Raw genomic sequence first — 19,332 nt, forward strand, 5'->3', positions numbered from 1 at the left:
AATGCAAACTTTTTACTTTTCTGTACTTTTAAGTGCCTGCTGTATTAGCACCTTCGTAAAATCACCCATATGTGCAAAACGCTTATCTTTTGTCTGGCCATTATAATAACGATAATAAATTTGCTGGCAAATTACCGCTAATTTAAAATACGCAAACGTTAAATAATAATGGATATTCGATACATCACGACCACTTTTCTCAGCATAACGTGCGATAAATTCATCTCGTGAATAAAAACCTTCCTTCACCGTAATCGGTGGATCACCTAAGCCGTATAACATCATAGAAGGATCATTAGGCTCCATCCAATAACTAAGCGCTGCTCCAACATCCGCTAAAGGGTCACCAACTGTAGTCATTTCCCAATCAAACAGTCCGATCATTTCCTCATAATCATTAGAAAACATTGCATTATTTAACTTATAATCATAATGAATAATCGCCGGTTCACCAGATTGCGGTAAATGTTCTGTAAACCACTTCGTTAACTCTTCGACTTCCTTAATGTCAGACGTTTTCGCCTTTTCATAACGTCCAATCCAACCTTGAACCTGTCTTTCCAAAAAACCATCAGGCTTTACCATTTCAGCAAGTGCAGTCTTTTTATAATCAATTGCATGTAAAGCCACTAATTGATCAACCATCACTTCAGATACTTTACGAGCAATCGTGACTGCATCGATTGTACCTTCAGGAAACACCGTATTTAATACCACGCCCCTTCTTCTTTCCATAATGAAAAAAGGACTGCCTATAATCTTCATATCATTTGAAAAAACTAGCGGCTTTGGTGCTATAGGGAACACAAGGTGCAATGACGATAGCACCTTAAACTCTCGCTCCATATCATGTGCCTTTGCAGCAACTGGCCCTAGTGGAGGACGACGCAAAACCGCTTCCCATTCGCCAATTGCCAACATATACGTTAAATTTGAATGTCCTGCACCAAACTGCCGAACTACAAGCTCCCCTTCAGGTAAATCTTTTATTTTGTCATACAAAAATGCCCCAAGCTTGCCAACATCCAACTCTTCTCCACTACGAACAGGTATCGTATCTTGTACCATGAAAAAACCCCCTAGCTTTGAATGCCTTGCAAAATAAAAGCCATATATTGAGCCGCTAACAGCTCTGCAGTCATATCCCCATCCGGATCAAACCACTCATAGCTCCAATTGGTTACTCCTAAAACAGCAAACGCCATAAGCTTTGGCACAAGCTCTGCCTTAAACTCTCCTGTTGTTTGCCCCTGCTCAATCATTTTTTCAATTCGCAAACGAAATAAACTACGCTTCTCTTTCACAATAGTCGCATGATCCTCACTCAAATGACGCATCTCTCTAAAATAGACACGCGCATAAGAGCCTTGTTGTCCAATATCAAAAATAAGCATCTCTACAATTTTCGTAAGTTGCTCCTTAAAAGTCCCTATATTCTCCATAATTTTATGCTGACGAAGAAGTAAATCATCAATATAATGTTGGTGAATATCCATTAACAACGCTTCTTTACTCGGAAAATAATAATAGAAGGTCCCCTTTGTCACACCAAGAGCCTGTGTAATATGTTGAATCGATGTGGAGCTAAAACCCTGCTGCTCAAAAAGCTCTATGCTCACTCGAGTAATATCTTCTTTCATCTTTACAAAACCCCTAACTTAAATTACGGCACTCATCCCGCCATCAACCATGACAACATCACCCGTCACATAATCGGATGCCTTTGAAGCTAAAAATAATGCTACACCTTTCAAATCCTTATCTGACCCTAAACGCTGTAATGGCGTTGCATTCATAATATACTCCATCCCGTGCTCAATCAAAGCAGACGACATTTTCGTTGGAAAAAATCCCGGTGCAATCGCATTGACATTGATATTATACTTGCCCCATTTTGCCGCTAAATCTTTCGTCAACGTAATAACTGCACCTTTACTTGTGTTGTAGCCAACTGTATCCATAAAGTCTGGATGTGTTCCCGAAACACCTGCTACAGATGAAATATTAATAATTTTGCCGAATTTTTGCTCAATCATCACTTTACCAACCGCTTGGCTCATTAAAAATGTGCCATTTACATTGACATCCATAACCTTTTGCCACGCCTCATAAGGCATTTCAACAGCCGGCGCTCCCCATGAAGCACCACTATTATTAACTAAAATATCAATCGTTCCAAATTGCTTCACAGTTTCCAAAACGACATGTTTTACATCCTCAGGATTCGTCACATCACAAGCAAGCCCAATAGAGCGTATTCCTAATGTCTCGAGCTCTTTACTCATCTCCTCACAAGCCTCTACCTTACGGGAACATAACACGACATTTGCTCCAGCCTCTGCAAAACCTTTTGCAATTTGAGCTCCTAATCCGCGTCCACCACCAGTGACAATTGCTGTTTTACCTCTTAGGTTAAACAGATTCATTACGCTCATCACACTCGCTCCTTCACTTTAGAAGTATGTTTTTTTAACTCGATTTTCGCAATTTGATTGCGATGAACCTCATCAGGCCCATCTGCTAAGCGTAAAGTTCTTGAGTTCGCCCACTGTGCAGCTAATGTAAAATCAGAGCTCACCCCAGCTGCACCAAATGCTTGAATAGCACGATCAATTACACGTAGCGCCATATTGGGTGCCGTTACTTTGATCATTGCAATCTCAGCCTTGGCTTCTTTATTGCCAACAGTGTCCATCATAAAAGCTGCCTTCAACGTTAGCAATCTAGCTTGTTCAATATCAATACGAGATTCGGCAATACGTTCACGAATAACACCCTGCTCCCCTAAAGTACGATGGAAGGCCGTACGCTCTTGCACGCGAATACACATTTCCCCGAGAGCTCTCTCAGCCGCTCCAATAAGTCGCATACAATGATGAATACGCCCTGGCCCAAGTCTTCCTTGAGCAATAGCAAAACCCTTTCCTTCACCCCATATAATATTTTCTATAGGTACCCTTACATTCGTGAACGTCACCTCTGCATGGCCCTCAGGTGCATGATCATAGCCAAATGCTGATAGCATACGCTCAATTTTCACACCTGGTGTTTGAAGCGGCACTAAAATCATTGATTGTTGCTCATGAATTGGCGCGATTGTGTTCCTATGTTTGCCCATGAAAATGGCTACTTTACAGCGGGGATCCCCACCACCAGTTGTCCACCATTTATGACCATTTAAAATATACTCATTACCATCGCGCTCGATACTCGCTTCAATATTCGTAGCGTCACTTGAAGCTACGTCTGGCTCCGTCATTGCAAAACAAGAGCGAATTTCTCCTGCTAAAAGCGGCTCAAGCCACTGCTTCTTCTGCTGCTCTGTACCGTATCGCACGAGCACTTCCATATTGCCCGTGTCAGGTGCATTGCAATTGAAAATTTCTGGTGCAATAAGTGATCTCCCCATAATTTCACAAAGCGGTGCATACTCTAAATTGCTCAAACCAGCCCCGTACTCACTATCTGGTAAAAACAAATTCCATAATCCTTGCTCCTGCGCCTTTTGCTTTAACTCCTCTATAATTGGCGGAATCTCTGACCAACGATTTTCTTGCGCCTGAAGCTGCTCCGCATACACCTGCTCATTAGGATAAACATACGATTCCATAAATGCCGTCAATTTCTGTTGTAAAGCTACTACTTTCTCTGAATATGAAAAATCCATCATTATTAGCCCCCTTATTTATTCAGCACATACTAACCGGACAGTATGTTTAATGACTGAATATTCGTTCATATCAAAATGATAGCGTTTATAAAAGTGGAATGCAAGGATTATATTTACAATTTTTAGCATAAAAAAAGCCACTTCAATAATGAAGTAGCTTTTTTGTTAAATATTTTTTTCAGTATAATAAGCCGTTAGCTCGTTGTAATATTTGTTTAATGAAGATGTTGAAACCTCAAAGTTTTCAGCAATTTCTTTTACTGTCATACTAAGTGGTTCAAACAATTTTTGTTCTTCACCAAAGCGAATTGCGCCAGCTGCAATAGCTACTGCTTTACGCGCTTTCGGTTGGCGCTCCACGACATAATCCTCTACAATTTCAAGAACTCGTCTTGGATCTTGTCCTTTGTCCTCTAAAAACTCAAGCACACGTAAAAATACATCTGCCTCAAAATCAGTGAACTCTCCACCTTCAAAGCCAGCTTGTCCAAGCTCTTTCCAGAAGCTCATGCTATTTTCTTTCCAATAAGCTTCCTCATCTAAAGTAGATTGCGCTTTAAATGTAGCAGCTAATTTTCCAAATACAGCTTGATGGTCTTTCGGGAAGAAAATCATACTTGATACCGCTAATACATGTCCTTCTTTGTTCGAGCCATCTGGCAAGATAAAGCAGAATACATGGACACCTACAGGTACAGGCTTGTCGCTTTCACGACGTAAGTGTAGCTCTTCATCTGTTAAAATATTACGCACCATCATATAATTCTCTTCAATGACTGTCACTTCTGCAACCATCATCGTTGGATGCTCCCAAGTGTTTAATACAGCTAAAGTTGATGGTCTTACAATTTCTTTTTTCACTTTTTGCAAATATCCTTGCCAAACATCCGTTCTTTCATGGAAGAAAAATGCGTCCATTGCGATTGCTTCGATCATATCTGGTACTAGATATTGTTGTACAGCCGCTTGCCATTTTTCAGCTACTTCGCCGTATGAAGCGTAGTCACTACGTAACGGATACTTATCATAAAATGTTTGCAATACTCGTTCTAATTCTTCTGCGTATACGGTTTCTACTGTGACAGCTTCTTTCTTCTCACAGCATTTTTTGTATTTCTTACCACTACCGCATGGACACGGATCATTACGTCCAGGCATTCTAACACGTCCTTTTCATTTAAGTGCTTTTTTAGCATACCATCTTTCGATAAATAGCAAAAGGTTACGAAAAAATTCTCCTTTCCTTAATGACTGAAAATCCTGTCGTTTTATGTTATGGTTCTTGTATGAAAAAATTAATTCCACTACTCATATTACTATTAGTCATTTTTATCTCGTCTAGTCAGAGTTATGAGCAGCAATCCATCGTACCAACATTACGCAGTTGGTTTCCGAATGAACCGCTAAAACCTTTCTTGTCTCTATTCGAAATTCCATATTGGGGCATTATTGTATCAGTGGAAGAGCGCGGTTATTATTACTTTTTAGAATTTCTAATCCGTAAAGCGGCACATTTTGGCATGTTTGGATTAATAGCGATAACAGTATTCATCGCCTTACCTAAACATAAATTCCGTCTATTTACCGCAGCACTTCTGACATTTTCATTAGCGGCACTTGATGAATTTCATCAATATTTTACATCCGGTCGAACTGCTACTTTTCAAGATGTAATGTTAGATACGGTAGGTGCTGTCACATTTCTAATTCTTTTCAAATGTATACTTTTACTAATTCGAAAAAACCCCGCAAAGGCTTAATACCTCTGCGGGGTTTCGAATTAACTTAGTGTCGCAAAAATACTATCAACTTTAAGATTTTTGTTTTGCTAACTGCTGAATAGGATCCCATACACCGTTATAGGGAGGTGCATAGGCAAGATCTAAATCAAGTAAATCGTGCAAAATCATCTTGTGATAGAGAGCAGTTGCAACAACATCAATGCGTTTATCCACGCCATTTCTACCTATAATTTGTGCGCCGTACAATTGCTGCGTTGTTTTTTCGTAGATAAACTTCAATTGCATTTCCTGTTTGCCAGGATAGTAGCCCGCAATATCGGTCGCCTTTTGTTTATGCACTTCGTAATCTAACCCAAGCTCGCTGGCTTCTCTTTCAGACAGACCAGTCCTACCCAAGGTTAGATGAAAAAACTTCACGATAGAAGTTCCAACGATTCCTTTGAACGTTTCGGCTCCATCGGCCATATTCACACCTGCAATACGGCCCTGCTTGTTCGCGGTCGTCCCAAGCGGCATATAATCATTTTTCTGCTTTACACGATGAAAATGACTCGTACAATCTCCTGCTGCATAAATATCTTCTAAACTTGTCTCCATATATGGATTTACAAGTATCGCGCCATTTTGCATCGTATGAATACCTGTTCCCTCAAGGAATTTTGTATTAGGTCGTACGCCAATTGCTGCCAAAACGAAATCAGTCGCATGCTCTCCTTGATCTGTCACAACAGTTTGCACAACACCTTCACCCTTAAAACCCTTCACTTCTTCCCCAAAAATTAACTCAATTCCATTTTGTCTTGCCTCTTCATGAATGAGCTCTGCCATATCTTCATCGAAAATTTCCGCTAGTTGATTGCCAAGTTGAATAATCCGTACTTTTTTACCAAGTGTCACAAAACTTTCGGCCATATCCAAACCTATGGAGCCACCACCAATAATAGTTACTTGTTCAACCGAATTATCTAACGCATTCAATATCGCCTTTGTATCAGGAATAGTTTTCAACGTATGAATGCCTGCCAATCCAGAACCCTCAAAATCCGGGAGTATAGGATTAGCACCTGTAGCCACAAGTAAACGGTCATATGCTATTTCAAAATCCGCACCTGTCTCAATCACAACTCCAGACACTGTTTTCGCATTCGAATCGACACGTGTTACTTTATGACCTGTTTTTGCATCAATACCATATTTCGTTCGAAACGTTTCTACACTGCGCGCAATCACATCATCCGTTGATGGAATTCGCCCGTCAATAACATATGGTAAAGCACATTGCCCATAAGAATAAATGTACCCTTTATCCAATGTCGTAATTTCAGCACTCTCGTCGCGGCGTACAATTTCCATTGCTGCACTCATACCTGCAGCATCCCCGCCGATTATTACATATTTCATATACATTCACCTCTACTTTCATTATTCCCATTCTTTGAATAATAAAACTAGTTACTGTGTTTTGATTTCATGCTTCCTATCCATATACCATCTGTAAAATTCATTCGCTACCTCGTGAGGTACATCAATAAGTTTGTTATGATGCACTGGTTTTGCACGATTCACCGTTTCAATTGAGGCCACATTAAAGTACCGCTGTAACTTCGAACGTTCTGCCTTCACTTCAATGACTTGACTACGCTTTGTAATAAATAATGTCGTAGAAAATCCACCTTCTTTCATTTGAATGAAGGACTCATTCAGTAAATATCGGCTATTTTTAAAATCTAATATACGAGAAACATAGATGACTAGAAGCAAAGCTAGCGAAATCCACCATAATGAAGGCTTGAAATACCAAATTGCTGCCGTTGCAATAAGCCAAATATAACTTGGACGAATCATACGAATCCAAAATGCATTCCCCGGCAATTTATGCATACTCTCTTCCACTTGATAATCCGGTAACAGCTCACTTATCAATTCATATGCCCTATGCACCGGTAAAAATGGATACAGCGTATTCGTCTCTACTTCACCAATCGTCGTATTCCCCGCACTAATCAGCTTCACTTCAGCAAGTCCAAGAAGCCTCTTCATAAGCGATTGCGATATCTCAACAGCCTGTACCTTCTCCTTACGAATCGAAAATATTGACTCATCTAGCACACCTTTTTTTATATAAACCTTCTGTGTATCTGATGAAATTTCATACTTGCCATACTTTATAAAAGTATGAATCATACCAATTGCTATGGAGATAAGAAGTACACCAATAATTACAATCGCTAAAATTGCCCAACCCCATTTCAAAGCATCCGTCACTTCATCCGCAAACGTATCGAACTTCACAATATCATCAAGCTTAAAAATAATCGGAATCAAAATTAAAAAGCTAAGTGATGTAAAAGATGCTTTCACCAAATCCCGCTTTGTCGGTGTAAAATGAGTGGTCTTTTCAGATTTCGGCTCTTGTTCTACTAGCTGCTCTTCAAAAAGTTCAGCTTCAGTTAGTTCATTAATTACCTGCTGTTCATAAGTTACTGTAACAACTCTCTCTAAACTTTCGGCTTCAGCTCTAGAAATTACATCAAATGTAATAGAACTTTCTTCACCAACAGCTGCCGTTTCTAAAGTTAAAGACGTCACTTTAAAAATCTTATGAAAAACTGTTGTTTGGCGTTGGACATTCTGCACTTTTAAAAATGGCACAGTTTGCTCGCTTTTTAAAAAAATCCCCGACTTAATATAGATAGCATTATCTTTTATCTCATACCTATATGTTAACCATTTACCAATATTCACAAAGAGCATTATCACTACATAAGCCAAGAAGAGCCATTTTGCTGTTTGAATCCACCATTTATCAGATCCCATATTTAGTAAAAAAATAAATACAAAAAAGATAATGTTACCTTTAATTAACTTATATAAATCGAATGCTAGAATGAACGGATGTAGTCTTTTCAACGATTGCTCCATTATTCCACTTCCTTAATTTTTGCATAATGTGCAATTTGATCACGCAATTCAAAAGCCTCTTTCTCAGGAATTGCAGGAATAGCATGCTCTGTTCCCATCGTACCAATCTGAATAGAATACAAGCCATATTTACGCAAGAAGGGCCCTTGATTCAATTCTACAGACTGTACCTTTGTCATTGGAATCAATTCATTCACCTCTTTTAAAGCCCCATGCTTTAATTGAATAAACTCCTCATCCACATCATAACGCCAATACTTTTGCTTTAATGTTGGCTCGAACAATATCTCCCAAATTGCATTTAAGACAGTCAATATTAGAAGCCCTAAAATAATCCAACCGATCCATTCCTTCCACTCGAAACGCATATGTAAATAGTAGAGGATCCCAAGTACTGCAAGAATTCCGGCATTTTCTAACGTCTCAGTTATACGCCAAACCTTTACAGCCTCTTTCGAAATACTTCGCTGTGGCGCTTCAATCTTTAAATACATCAAATCACTCCTTCTTTATTTATACGGATAGGATAAGGAAAAAGTTTCTAAATAAAAAATGTCCCCCGCTAAAAAGCGGAGGACTATCTTATATTTTCCCAACTAATATATCTAAATCAATCGTAATTTCAGTTAAATTTATAGCTGTATCATTATTATTTTGATGCCAGCCCATCGGTGTCATATGCATTAATAGAGGCACCAATTCCTGATCTATTGCTATAGTTTTTGCAATACGCTTTATCTCAACTTCACGGAAATTCTCTTTGAATCGTTCAACAGTAAGTTCATTTGAATAGGATTCTTTTTCAGAATCCGCGAAAAACATAGCGCGTAATTGCTGTAAATATCCACTTTGCGGCACGACTTTAATAACCATTCCATTCGGCTTTAATAGCCGTTTAAACTCCGTATAATTTGCAGGTGATAAAATGTTCAAAATCGCATTAAAGCTAGTTTGTTGATACGGACTTTTTGCTAGGTCGCCGACACACCAAATCATGTCATCGTAATTGCGCCCTGCTGCGATAATTCCTTCTTTTGCAATATCAATACCTACTCCAACAAAACTGTGATCAGATTGCTCCTGGAATTCATTTTTTATGCTTGCTAAATGTGACCCTTCTCCACAGCCCGTATCTAATACAACAACATTAGTATTCATCTGCTTCAGTAAATCACAAAGCGCTGTATGCATCGGTGCATACAAACCACTTTCGATAACCTGCTTACGCGCTTCAAATAAACCTTTCCCATACATTGAGGTAGCAGCATGTGTCATAAAATTCACATAGCCTTGCTTCGCAATATCAAAGGAATGCCGATTATCACAAACAATACTGCAATCCTCCGTCACCATCATCTCGCTCCCACAAACTGGACAAGCAAAAAGCTCCTCACGTTCCCTCATATAATTCGCACTTGCTACTTTCCTCGGCAATGCCATGCCAAACACCTCGTTCATTTTTCTTCTTTACTTAGTATACAAAACTAGGGGGTGATTGGCTAAGGATAAAATATGGTGGGATTCGAGGAATTAATAGTTTGCTTTTGAATAGCATTCATCCTCACCAAAGTTCAAAAAAATGCTAGCACCCAAATGCTAGCGTCTTTCCTCTCATCCCAAACTATATATAACATCCAATCCAATTATTTTGTTTTATTCGGAGCAACAAGTGCATATCTTTCCCAACGACGACTTTTCCATCTGAAGAAGACGAGAATAGCTCGGCACCATTCATCTGCTGCAATCGCTAACCACACACCTATTAATCCCATATCCAATTGAAATACAAGCAAATAGCCAAGCGGCAAACTCATACAAACCATTGAGAAAAATCCAATGACTAACGGATATTTGGCGTCACCTGATGCACGTAATGAGTTGATGATCGTAATATTAAATGTACGTCCTGTTTCTAACAAAATACTACATACTAACACCGTCGCACCAATTTTTATAACCTCTGGATTATCGGTAAAGAGACGCATTAATGGATAACGGAAAATAACGACTACTGCGACCATCACTAATGTAAAGATAATTGCCCACTTCACGCTTACCCACAATTGTTTATAAGCCACATCCTTCTCATTAGCACCAACGTAACGACCGACCATAATCGCTGTACCTGTCCCAATCGCTATGGCAAATAAATAGGTGAACATTGAAATATTATACGCATATTGCCGGGCCGCCAGTGACTCTGCGCCTAAATACGTCACATAATATAAGAAGACAATTTGACAGCCTTGGTACATCACCTGCTCAAAAGCAGATGGAAGGCCAATTTGCATAATCTTACCGATGTATTCTTTCGATAATGACACATAGTATTGTAATTTAATGCGCACCTCTAGTACTTGATACAATAGCCAGAAGAATACTAGTAGAGCCAAAACACGGCTGACAACTGAAGAAATGGCTGCACCTTGCACACCTAGTTCAGGGAAACCAAATTTACCGAAGATCAAAGCATAATTCCCTATTACGTGAAAAATATTCATTCCAAGTGACACATACATCGTCTGCTTCGTCCAACCATGCACACGAATAATCGCTGCTAATGAATTAATGATTGCTTGTAAGAAAATAGCTCCCCCAACAATGAATAAATATTTACTAGCGTACTCAAGAACATCACCTTGTAAATTCATTGCTATCATTATATTTTTTGAGAAAATAACAAAAGCAACACTCATTATTAAACCAATAACTAAATTCAATGAAACGGCCAATGCTGAAATTTTAGAAGCTTCTAAATAACGCTTCGATCCTAAATATTGGGCAACAACAATCGATGCCCCGTTTCCTACTACTTCTAAAATCAATATTGCTATATGAATATATTGATTGGCTGCCCCTACACCTGAAACCGCATCATCAGACAATACGCTCAGCATAAATGTATCAGCAAGCCCCATCAACATAAATAAAAACACTTCTAAAAAGATTGGCCATGTTAAATGAAATAAATTCAATTTCTCCTTAGGCGCTTTCACTGTTGCCATTGCTGCCATTCAACCACCTATCTTTCCTCATTAAATTGAGATAGATTGTATCTTAACATATAAATTAATGCACCGCTATGACATAATGCCATTTATTACAATCTATTTACTATGATTAACTTACATCTTGCCAATCACATTATTTATGTTATATTGATGATGAAAACTAAATCGCTTTTAACCACTAGGGGAGTCATTTATTTGACTGAGACGCACAACACTGCGGACCCTTGGAACCTGATCTGGCTCATACCAGCGGAGGGAAGTGGCGCTACCAGTCTATTTTGTTTCATTGAAAATGATTGTCCGCCGCCTCCTGACTAAGATTAGGGGCGGCTTTTTATTTTCAAAAAATGAAGAATTTGGGGTGCAAAGAGATGACATTTTGTGAAGAAGTAAGACAAGAATGTAATGATTTATGGGAAGGAAGCTTCCAACATCCATTTGTAAAATCACTAGCAGCAGGTACTTTACCACTCGACATTTTCCAATATTACGTACAACAAGATGCTTACTATTTAACCCATTTTGCAAAAGTGCAAGCACTCGGAGCGGTAAAAGCAATTGATTTACATACAACACAACGTTTTGCCAAACACGCTGAAGAAACATGTGGTGCTGAGTTAGCTCTTCATGAACAATTTTTCGCAATGTTAAAAATTACTGAAGAAGAGTTCGCAGCGTTTGAGCCAGCACCGACTGCATACGAATACGTATCGCATATGTATCGTACAGCAAATAATGGTGACTTAGCCGACACTCTAGCTGCATTACTTCCTTGTTACTGGCTTTACTATGAAATCGGCGAACGTTTAAAAGACGCAAAACCTAATCACCCTATTTACGATAAATGGATTCAAACATATGGCTCTGAGTGGTTCGGAGAGCTAGTCGAGGAGCAGATTAACCGCATGAATGATCTCGCAAAAGACTTACCACCTACACGTATTCAACAGCTGAAAGAGCATTTTCGTAAGAGTAGCTACTATGAATGGCATTTTTGGAACATGGCTTGGACAAAACAACAATGGACTATTCAAAATTATGAAACGGAGTTGTCTAAATAGTGACCAAACAACATTTACTTGAAAAAGTACGTACCCAAAAACCACTTATCCATAATATTACGAATATTGTCGTTGCCAATTTTCAAGCAAATGGCCTAATTGCACTCGGCGCTTCCCCCATTATGGCGCAAGCGATTGAAGAGGTTGCTGCAATGTCTAGTCATGCAGACTGTACGGTACTCAACATTGGTACCCTTGACCATGCAAACGTCCTAGCCATGATTATCGCTGGTAAAAGTGCCAATCAAAAAGGTACACCCGTTGTTCTCGATCCAGTTGGAGTAGGTGCAAGCGAATTTCGTAAGCAATCGATTGCCAATATTTTAAGAGAAGTCAAAGTAACCATTATCCGTTGTAATGCCGGTGAACTTGCAGCACTTGCTAATGTCGATTGGCAGGCAAAAGGTGTCGATGCTGGTGAAGGGCAACTAGATGTCCAAAACGTTGCTGAACAAGTTGCCAAACAACATAACTGCATCGTTGCTGTTACTGGGGTTAAAGATACGGTCACTGATGGACAAACGACGTTCCAAATTGAAGGTGGTCATAACTTAATGCCACTTATTACAGGATCTGGCTGCCTATTAAGTGCCGTTACAGGTGCATTTCTTGCAGTTGCTGATGGACAAAATCTGCAAGCTACCGCTACTGCTCTAGCATTTTACAAACAAGTAGGCGAAAACGCAGCACAAAACGCGATTGCTCCAGGTACATTCGCAGTCGAATTGATCAACAGTCTATATTCATTCACTTCAGAGGATTTGCGTGACAATATGACAATTGTAGAAAATACGGGCATTCAATTATGACGAATGTAGCGATGACAATTGCGGGTTCTGATAGTGGCGGTGGTGCTGGTATTCAAGCTGATTTAAAAACGTTCCAAGAGCTCGGCACATTTGGAACGTCAGCACTCACTGCTCTAACCGCACAAAACACATTAGGTGTTCACGATGTTTATCCCGTAGCCGTTGAAGCTGTTGTTAGCCAAATTAGTGCCGTACTAAACGACTTCCAAGTAAGTGCTATTAAAACTGGCATGCTCTTTTCAGCAGACATCATTCACGCTATCGCTGAAACATTAAAAGCCTATAAACAACATACACTTATCATTGATCCAGTCATGATTGCAAAAGGCGGAGCATCACTGTTATTAGACGACGCCGTGAACGCACTTAAAACCGATCTTCTGCCACTCGCAACCATTATTACACCGAATATTCCTGAAGCAGAAGTGTTGACAGGTCTCACAATTAAAACGGATAGCGATGTAGAAAATGCAGCTAAAAAGCTGCTTGAAATGGGAGCGGAAGCCGTTGTACTAAAAGGTGGGCATCGTGATACAGCAAATTATGCAGAAGATTTATTTTTAGCTGCCAACGGTGAACGTTTCATTATGCGTTCTGAAAGAATCAATACAAAAGATACACATGGCACTGGCTGTACATTCTCAGCAGCTATTGCAGCCCGCTTAGCGCAAGGCTTCACCGCTTCTGCTGCAGTGATTGATGCGAAACATTTTATACAAGCTGCTATAGCAAATGGTCTACATTTAGGCGCTGGTCACGGACCGACAAATCATTGGGCTTATCGTGAAATTTCAGAAAAGGTTCGAAAGGAAGTTCTGATCATTGAATAGAGAACAACTTCAATTATATTTCATCATGGGCAGTCAAAACACCGGACAACGTGATCCTCTTGTGGTCTTAGAAGAAGCACTTCGCGGAGGTATTACTATCTTTCAATTAAGAGAAAAAGGGGCAGACTCCCTTACAGGACAGGATAAAATACAATTTGCAAAAGCCTGCCAAGCTCTATGTAAAAAATACCACGTGCCCTTCATCATCAATGATGACGTAGATCTAGCAATTGCTTTAGATGCAGATGGTGTACACGTTGGGCAAGAGGATGCTAGCGCCAATGTTATAAGGGGAAAGATTGGTCCTAAGAAAATTTTAGGTGTTTCTACTCATTCATTAGTAGAGGTGACTGCCGCGATTGAGGACGGTGCTGATTACGTAGGCATTGGTCCAATCTACGCTACAACATCTAAATCAGATGCAAAGCCCCCTGCTGGTACAGCTTTAATTGTGCAAACGACTACTGTGTATCCTGACTTACCATTAGTTGGCATTGGTGGTATTACAATTGATAATTGCCAAACCGTCATCCGATCAGGAGCAGATGGCATTTCACTCATCTCTGCTATCGCCGCACATGAAGAACCATTTGTAGCAACACGACAAATACTACATGTCTTGCAACAGCAGACGAAAATATTATGACAACACGTAAAATGATCATAGCTATGTTTGTCGCAATTGCGGTAGCAGGATCGGTTTTCATATCATTTCCAGCAGGTATTGCACGCGCTTATCCTGTTCAGCATGCCGTAAATGTTTTAGCAGCTGTTATGCTTGGGCCTGGACCTGCTGTACTTATCGCCTTTCTCACAGGGCTCATTCGAGTAATAACAGGTACTGGCTCACTACTCGCCTTTCCAGGAGGCATGATTGGTGCTTTTTTAGCGGGCATTCTCTATAGGCATTACAGAAAATTTTGGCTCGCTGCTGTCGGTGAAGTCATTGGCACAGGTATATTAGCTTCATTGTTCGCCGTACCATATGCCAAAATTTTAATGGGTACGTCCGTTACTGCGCTATTCTTCATGCCTGCATTTCTTGTCTCCAGTATTAGCGGTGCACTACTTGGCTGCATTATCGCTATACGTCTAAAGGAAACAAAATTTGTTCATCAATTGCAGAAACATTAATTTTCACTATAAAAAAACTGTCTAGTATCACTTGACTACTAGACAGTTTTTACATTTATGCAATTACAAAAAATAGCTAATAACTAGTCCTACTGACAATAAGAATCCGAAGAATGTATTTGTTAGCGCCGTAGATTTCATCGCAATCCCCTGCTTCGCTGGCTCATTTACGCCCTCTTTGAATGCCTTTATTGCTTGTAGCGGTTTTGGAATACTAATGAAAACAACGAGTAACCACGGGCTAATTGTACCCATAATAACAAGAACGATAATCCATACATAAGATACGACAAATGAAATGGCTAGTAAGTTTACAGCCTTTTCACGGCCAAGTAGGATCGGCAATGTTTTACGTCCTCCAATTATATCTTCCTTGATATCGCGAATGTTGTTTGACATATTAATGCCTCCAACTAATATCCCCATCGGAATTGACACTAAAAAGCTTGTCATGCTCACCGTTCCAGCTTGGATAAAGTATGAAATCAACACGAATCCAATCCCCATACTAAGACCCGCAAACAGTTCCCCGAACGGTGTATATGCAATTGGAAAAGGTCCACCTGTATATAAATAACCGATTGCCATACCTACTGCACCAATTGCAACAAGCCACCAGCTACTACTCATACATATAAAAACGCCTAGTACAACAGCAACTCCATATAACGCTAGTGCAAAAGTTAGCACAGTAGATGGTTTTGTACCGTGACGTACAAGCGCGCCCCCAATTCCTACAGAGTCAGCTGTGTCTAAACCACGTTTGAAATCATAATATTCATTGAATAAATTCGTCGCAATTTGTAGCGCTAAACAGCATACAAGCATTGCCACAAATAATAACATATCTATTTTTACATCGAACATAGCAAGTACTGTTCCAAGAATAACAGGTACAAATGTCGCTGTTAATGTATGCGGACGAGTTAGTTGCCACATTAACTTTGCCGTACTAATTTCTTCTATATTCTGATTACGATTTTGACTCATAATCAACTTCCTTTCATATTAAACTACAACTACTCTATATTAACTGATTTGTAGGTATCATGCCAAAGGAGAAATTTCTAACATATTAGATGGAACGTACACATCTCTTCTACACAACAAAAAAGCTACTCCTAAGTAATACTTAGGAGTAGCCCCAAAATCCATATCTTATTTATAGACTTTCACACGATCTTCAATTGGTGAATATTGTTTTTCTCCAGCTGCAACAACAGGTTTACCAAAAGGCATTTCAGCAAGTAATTTCCAATCCTCAGGAATATTCCACTCACTTTTCACTTCTGCGTCAATTAATGGATTGTAGTGTTGTAATGTGGCACCAAAACCTTCTTGTTCAAGTGCAGTCCACACTACATATTGCACCATACCTGATGATTGTAATGACCAAATCGGGAAGTTATCTGCATAGGAAGGGAATTTCTCTTGCAATCCTTTTACAATTGATTGGTCCTCGAAAAACAGCACCGTGCCATAACCTGCACCGAACATTTTCATTTTTTCGTCAGTAGGCGCGAAATCATTAGCGGGTACTACTTTACGTAAAGTTTCAGTTGTGATACTCCATAATTTCGAATGTTGCTCACCAAGTAAAACAACTGCACGTGCAGTTTGAGAATTAAATGAAGATGGTGTATGTTTCACTGCATGTTCAATAATTTCTTGGATACGTTCATCGGATACGATTGCTTCATTATTAATTACATAAATGCTACGGCGTTCCTCTACAGCTGTTGCAAAATCTTTATTAGTCATTATAAATCCCCCAATTAATGTATATTTCTTAACTAATATCAATTATGATGTAAGTAGTTACGAATTGTAAGTAGGCACATTTTTTAAACATAGTATTAAAAAAGATACTAATGGGAGGTTACACATGTTAAAGGACAAAAAAAATCCACAGCAATGCCAAATTGTCGTCGCATTAAACATGATTGTCGGCAAATGGAAGCCAATTATTTTAGATCACTTATTACATGGGGAACCACTTAGATTTAATGAATTAAAAAAACTCATTCCAGATATCACACAACGAATGCTCACAATGCATCTACGTGAATTAGAGGAACATGACATCCTAACACGTACTGTATATCCACAAGTACCACCTAAAGTAGAATACCGAATTACAGAATACGGCATGACACTTCAGCCTATGTTAAAAACGATGCAGCAATGGGGCGCCAACCACATTGAACATATGAAAGAAAAAGATAACTAACAATTGCACCTCCGCTGCCCCGCTCGCATATACTACGTAATGAATACTTGCAGAGGATGTGTAAAAATGTGTGGTTTTACAGGATGGGTGGACTTCAAAAAGGATTTAAGGCTACAACAAAATGTTTTACATAGCATGACTAAAACATTAAAAAAACGTGGTCCAGATGCAGAAAACCTTTGGACCGAAACACATGTAGCCTTTGGGCATCAACGACTCATCGTTATTGATCCAAGTGGCGGTGAACAACCAATGACTCGGTCAAAAAAAGGCACTAATTACACCCTCGCATATAACGGCGAACTATACAATACCGATGAATTACGCCGTGAATTACAAAAACGTGATTACCACTTTTCATCTAATTCAGATACTGAAGTTTTACTTATAAGCTATATTGAATGGCAGGAACAATGTGTCGATCATCTAAATGGTATTTTCGCATTTGCTATTTGGGATGATGCCACAGAAAAACTCTTCATTGCACGAGATCGACTTGGCGTTAAACCACTCTTCTATACAGAACATAATAGCGGCTTATTATTCGGTTCTGAAATAAAGGCACTCCTCGCACATCCAGAAGTCCAGCCGATCATTAAGCATGACGGACTTGCTGATGTTTTCAGCCTTGGTCCTTCTCGTACCCCTGGCAATGGAATTTTCCACAATATTAATGAATTGCGCCCTGCTCATGCACTTACTTTTACGAAGGGTGGCCTTCGTATTTGGCGCTACTGGAACGTTAAAAGTTCCGAGCATATAGATTCCTTTGATCATACAGTTACCAATGTGCGGGACCTTGTGACAGATGCGGTGGAGAGACAACTTGTTTCCGATGTACCCCTTTGTACTTTCCTATCAGGTGGATTAGACTCTAGTATTATTACAGCAATAGCTGCAAATAAATATAAAAAAGGTGGTAATGAGGTACTTCACACCTATTCCATCGATTATGAAGATAATGCTAAGTTTTTTGAATCAAATGATTTTCAACTTTCCACAGATGCTTTCTGGATTCAGAAGATGACCGACACATTTAAAACGGTACACCACTCGGAAATCATTACACAACAACAGTTAATTGATCATTTGAAAGAAGCCGTGCACGTCCGGGATGTGCCTGGTATGGCAGATGTAGATTCGTCCCTATTATGGTTTGCAAAAGTAGTGAAAAGGGATTTCACAGTTGGCCTATCAGGTGAATGTGCAGATGAAATATTTGGTGGCTACCCTTGGTTCAAACATGCATCATCCAACTTCCCTTGGATTAGGTCCATTGGTGAACGTGAATCTTTCTTACGCACAGAATGGCAACAAAAGCTTAATATTCAAGACTATATGCAAAATGCTTACGAAGAATCGATTGCCGAAACGCCACGACTTGACGGAGAAGCACCAGAAGACGCAAAACGACGTGAATTGTTCTATCTCAACATGAACTGGTTTATGTCGACACTATTAGAGCGCAAAGACCGCATGAGTATGGGTGCGGGATTAGAGGTAAGAGTCCCTTTTGCAGACCATCGCCTCGTAGAATACATGTGGAATATTCCCTGGGAAATGAAATCTACAGGTAATATGGAAAAAGGTCTTTTACGAAAGGCAATGGAAGATCTTTTGCCAAAAGAGGTGCTCTATCGACAAAAGAACCCCTATCCTAAAACTTATCACCCTGCTTATACAGCTGGTGTTCAGCAATGGCTTAAAGAAATTCTCCAAGACAAAAACTCAATCCTACACGAATTCTTTGAACGTAAACGTCTAGAAAGCCTCATAGATTCCGGTGGCACTTCATTTAAAGTCCCTTGGTTTGGGCAATTAATGGCCGGCCCTCAACTTCTCGCCTATCTCGCACAGATTCATACTTGGTTTGAAGATTATCAAATTCAGATTGTTGAATAGTAAAGAGCACGCAGATGTCTG

The 19,332-nt window shown here is 39.6% G+C and carries 20 protein-coding genes and 1 riboswitch; of the genes, 8 read left to right on the top strand and 12 right to left on the bottom strand.

Features of this window, described 5'->3' with window-relative positions; translation table 11 throughout:
- Positions 1 to 12: 12 nt before the first annotated feature.
- From JFL43_RS07255 to JFL43_RS07275, 5 genes are all read right to left on the bottom strand, one after another.
- Positions 13 to 1,068, bottom strand: a complete 1,056-nt coding sequence (locus JFL43_RS07255) for a phosphotransferase family protein (protein WP_200748476.1) — start codon at positions 1,066 to 1,068, stop codon at positions 13 to 15.
- An 11-nt stretch (positions 1,069 to 1,079) separates the two neighbouring features.
- Entirely contained in the window at positions 1,080 to 1,640 is a 561-nt protein-coding gene (locus JFL43_RS07260; RefSeq protein ID WP_200748477.1) for a TetR/AcrR family transcriptional regulator, read from the bottom strand.
- An 18-nt stretch (positions 1,641 to 1,658) separates the two neighbouring features.
- Positions 1,659 to 2,435, bottom strand: coding sequence for an SDR family oxidoreductase (locus JFL43_RS07265; RefSeq protein ID WP_200748478.1), 777 nt, complete (start codon positions 2,433 to 2,435; stop codon positions 1,659 to 1,661).
- Entirely contained in the window at positions 2,435 to 3,667 is a 1,233-nt protein-coding gene (locus JFL43_RS07270; protein WP_200748554.1) for an acyl-CoA dehydrogenase family protein, read from the bottom strand. Before JFL43_RS07270 ends, JFL43_RS07265 begins: the two co-directional genes overlap by 1 nt.
- A gap of 168 nt (positions 3,668 to 3,835) precedes the next feature.
- Positions 3,836 to 4,828 (bottom strand): YecA family protein, encoded by a 993-nt coding sequence (locus tag JFL43_RS07275; protein ID WP_200748479.1) that lies wholly within the window; start codon positions 4,826 to 4,828, stop codon positions 3,836 to 3,838.
- 128 nt (positions 4,829 to 4,956) lie between these two features.
- Between JFL43_RS07275 and JFL43_RS07280 the strand changes: the two genes are divergently transcribed.
- Positions 4,957 to 5,430 (top strand): VanZ family protein, encoded by a 474-nt coding sequence (locus tag JFL43_RS07280; RefSeq protein ID WP_100798088.1) that lies wholly within the window; start codon positions 4,957 to 4,959, stop codon positions 5,428 to 5,430.
- Between the two features lie 51 nt (positions 5,431 to 5,481).
- Here JFL43_RS07280 and JFL43_RS07285 read toward each other — a convergent pair whose 3' ends face one another.
- The 5 genes from JFL43_RS07285 to JFL43_RS07305 all read right to left on the bottom strand — a co-directional run bounded on the left by JFL43_RS07285 (position 5,482) and on the right by JFL43_RS07305 (position 11,348).
- Positions 5,482 to 6,813, bottom strand: a complete 1,332-nt coding sequence (locus tag JFL43_RS07285; protein ID WP_200748480.1) for an FAD-dependent oxidoreductase — start codon at positions 6,811 to 6,813, stop codon at positions 5,482 to 5,484.
- Between the two features lie 51 nt (positions 6,814 to 6,864).
- Positions 6,865 to 8,334 (bottom strand): PH domain-containing protein, encoded by a 1,470-nt coding sequence (locus JFL43_RS07290; protein ID WP_200748481.1) that lies wholly within the window; start codon positions 8,332 to 8,334, stop codon positions 6,865 to 6,867.
- Complete coding sequence (locus JFL43_RS07295) at positions 8,334 to 8,828, bottom strand: PH domain-containing protein (protein ID WP_100795561.1); 495 nt, start codon at positions 8,826 to 8,828, stop codon at positions 8,334 to 8,336. Before JFL43_RS07295 ends, JFL43_RS07290 begins: the two co-directional genes overlap by 1 nt.
- Before the next feature lie 88 nt (positions 8,829 to 8,916).
- A complete protein-coding gene (locus tag JFL43_RS07300; RefSeq protein WP_200748482.1) occupies positions 8,917 to 9,774 on the bottom strand; it encodes a putative RNA methyltransferase in 858 nt (285 codons plus the stop codon).
- Positions 9,775 to 9,977: 203 nt separating this feature from the next.
- The gene (locus tag JFL43_RS07305; protein ID WP_200748483.1) at positions 9,978 to 11,348 is read right to left on the bottom strand and encodes an MATE family efflux transporter; all 1,371 of its coding nucleotides are present in this window, start codon (positions 11,346 to 11,348) and stop codon (positions 9,978 to 9,980) included.
- A 167-nt stretch (positions 11,349 to 11,515) separates the two neighbouring features.
- Positions 11,516 to 11,620: riboswitch (TPP riboswitch) on the top strand.
- 96 nt (positions 11,621 to 11,716) lie between these two features.
- Between JFL43_RS07305 and tenA the strand changes: the two genes are divergently transcribed.
- Genes tenA through thiW form a run of 5 tightly spaced genes read left to right on the top strand, consistent with a single transcriptional unit; the run spans position 11,717 to position 15,179 of the window.
- Complete coding sequence (gene tenA / locus JFL43_RS07310; protein WP_200748484.1) at positions 11,717 to 12,406, top strand: thiaminase II; 690 nt, start codon at positions 11,717 to 11,719, stop codon at positions 12,404 to 12,406.
- On the top strand, positions 12,406 to 13,215 hold the full coding sequence (gene thiM / locus JFL43_RS07315) for a hydroxyethylthiazole kinase (RefSeq protein WP_325166647.1): 810 nt from the start codon (positions 12,406 to 12,408) through the stop codon (positions 13,213 to 13,215). Before tenA ends, thiM begins: the two co-directional genes overlap by 1 nt.
- Complete coding sequence (gene thiD, locus JFL43_RS07320) at positions 13,212 to 14,045, top strand: bifunctional hydroxymethylpyrimidine kinase/phosphomethylpyrimidine kinase (protein ID WP_200748485.1); 834 nt, start codon at positions 13,212 to 13,214, stop codon at positions 14,043 to 14,045. Before thiM ends, thiD begins: the two co-directional genes overlap by 4 nt.
- Positions 14,038 to 14,691 (top strand): thiamine phosphate synthase, encoded by a 654-nt coding sequence (thiE, locus tag JFL43_RS07325; protein ID WP_200748486.1) that lies wholly within the window; start codon positions 14,038 to 14,040, stop codon positions 14,689 to 14,691. Before thiD ends, thiE begins: the two co-directional genes overlap by 8 nt.
- A complete protein-coding gene (gene thiW, locus JFL43_RS07330; RefSeq protein WP_200748487.1) occupies positions 14,688 to 15,179 on the top strand; it encodes an energy coupling factor transporter S component ThiW in 492 nt (163 codons plus the stop codon). Before thiE ends, thiW begins: the two co-directional genes overlap by 4 nt.
- Positions 15,180 to 15,242: 63 nt before the next feature.
- On the opposite strand, the gene JFL43_RS07335 is transcribed toward thiW, so the two are convergent.
- Both JFL43_RS07335 and JFL43_RS07340 read right to left on the bottom strand, forming a co-directional pair.
- The gene (locus JFL43_RS07335) at positions 15,243 to 16,169 is read right to left on the bottom strand and encodes a 1,4-dihydroxy-2-naphthoate polyprenyltransferase (protein WP_200748488.1); all 927 of its coding nucleotides are present in this window, start codon (positions 16,167 to 16,169) and stop codon (positions 15,243 to 15,245) included.
- A gap of 168 nt (positions 16,170 to 16,337) precedes the next feature.
- Positions 16,338 to 16,940 (bottom strand): nitroreductase family protein, encoded by a 603-nt coding sequence (locus tag JFL43_RS07340; protein WP_100795552.1) that lies wholly within the window; start codon positions 16,938 to 16,940, stop codon positions 16,338 to 16,340.
- A 124-nt stretch (positions 16,941 to 17,064) separates the two neighbouring features.
- Between JFL43_RS07340 and JFL43_RS07345 the strand changes: the two genes are divergently transcribed.
- Complete coding sequence (locus tag JFL43_RS07345; RefSeq protein WP_200748489.1) at positions 17,065 to 17,409, top strand: winged helix-turn-helix transcriptional regulator; 345 nt, start codon at positions 17,065 to 17,067, stop codon at positions 17,407 to 17,409.
- Between the two features lie 66 nt (positions 17,410 to 17,475).
- Complete coding sequence (gene asnB, locus JFL43_RS07350; protein WP_200748490.1) at positions 17,476 to 19,311, top strand: asparagine synthase (glutamine-hydrolyzing); 1,836 nt, start codon at positions 17,476 to 17,478, stop codon at positions 19,309 to 19,311.
- Positions 19,312 to 19,332: the final 21 nt, after the last annotated feature.

The organism is Viridibacillus soli (genome assembly GCF_016612995.1).
In the GTDB taxonomy this organism is placed as follows: Bacteria; Bacillota; Bacilli; order Bacillales_A; family Planococcaceae; genus Viridibacillus; species Viridibacillus soli.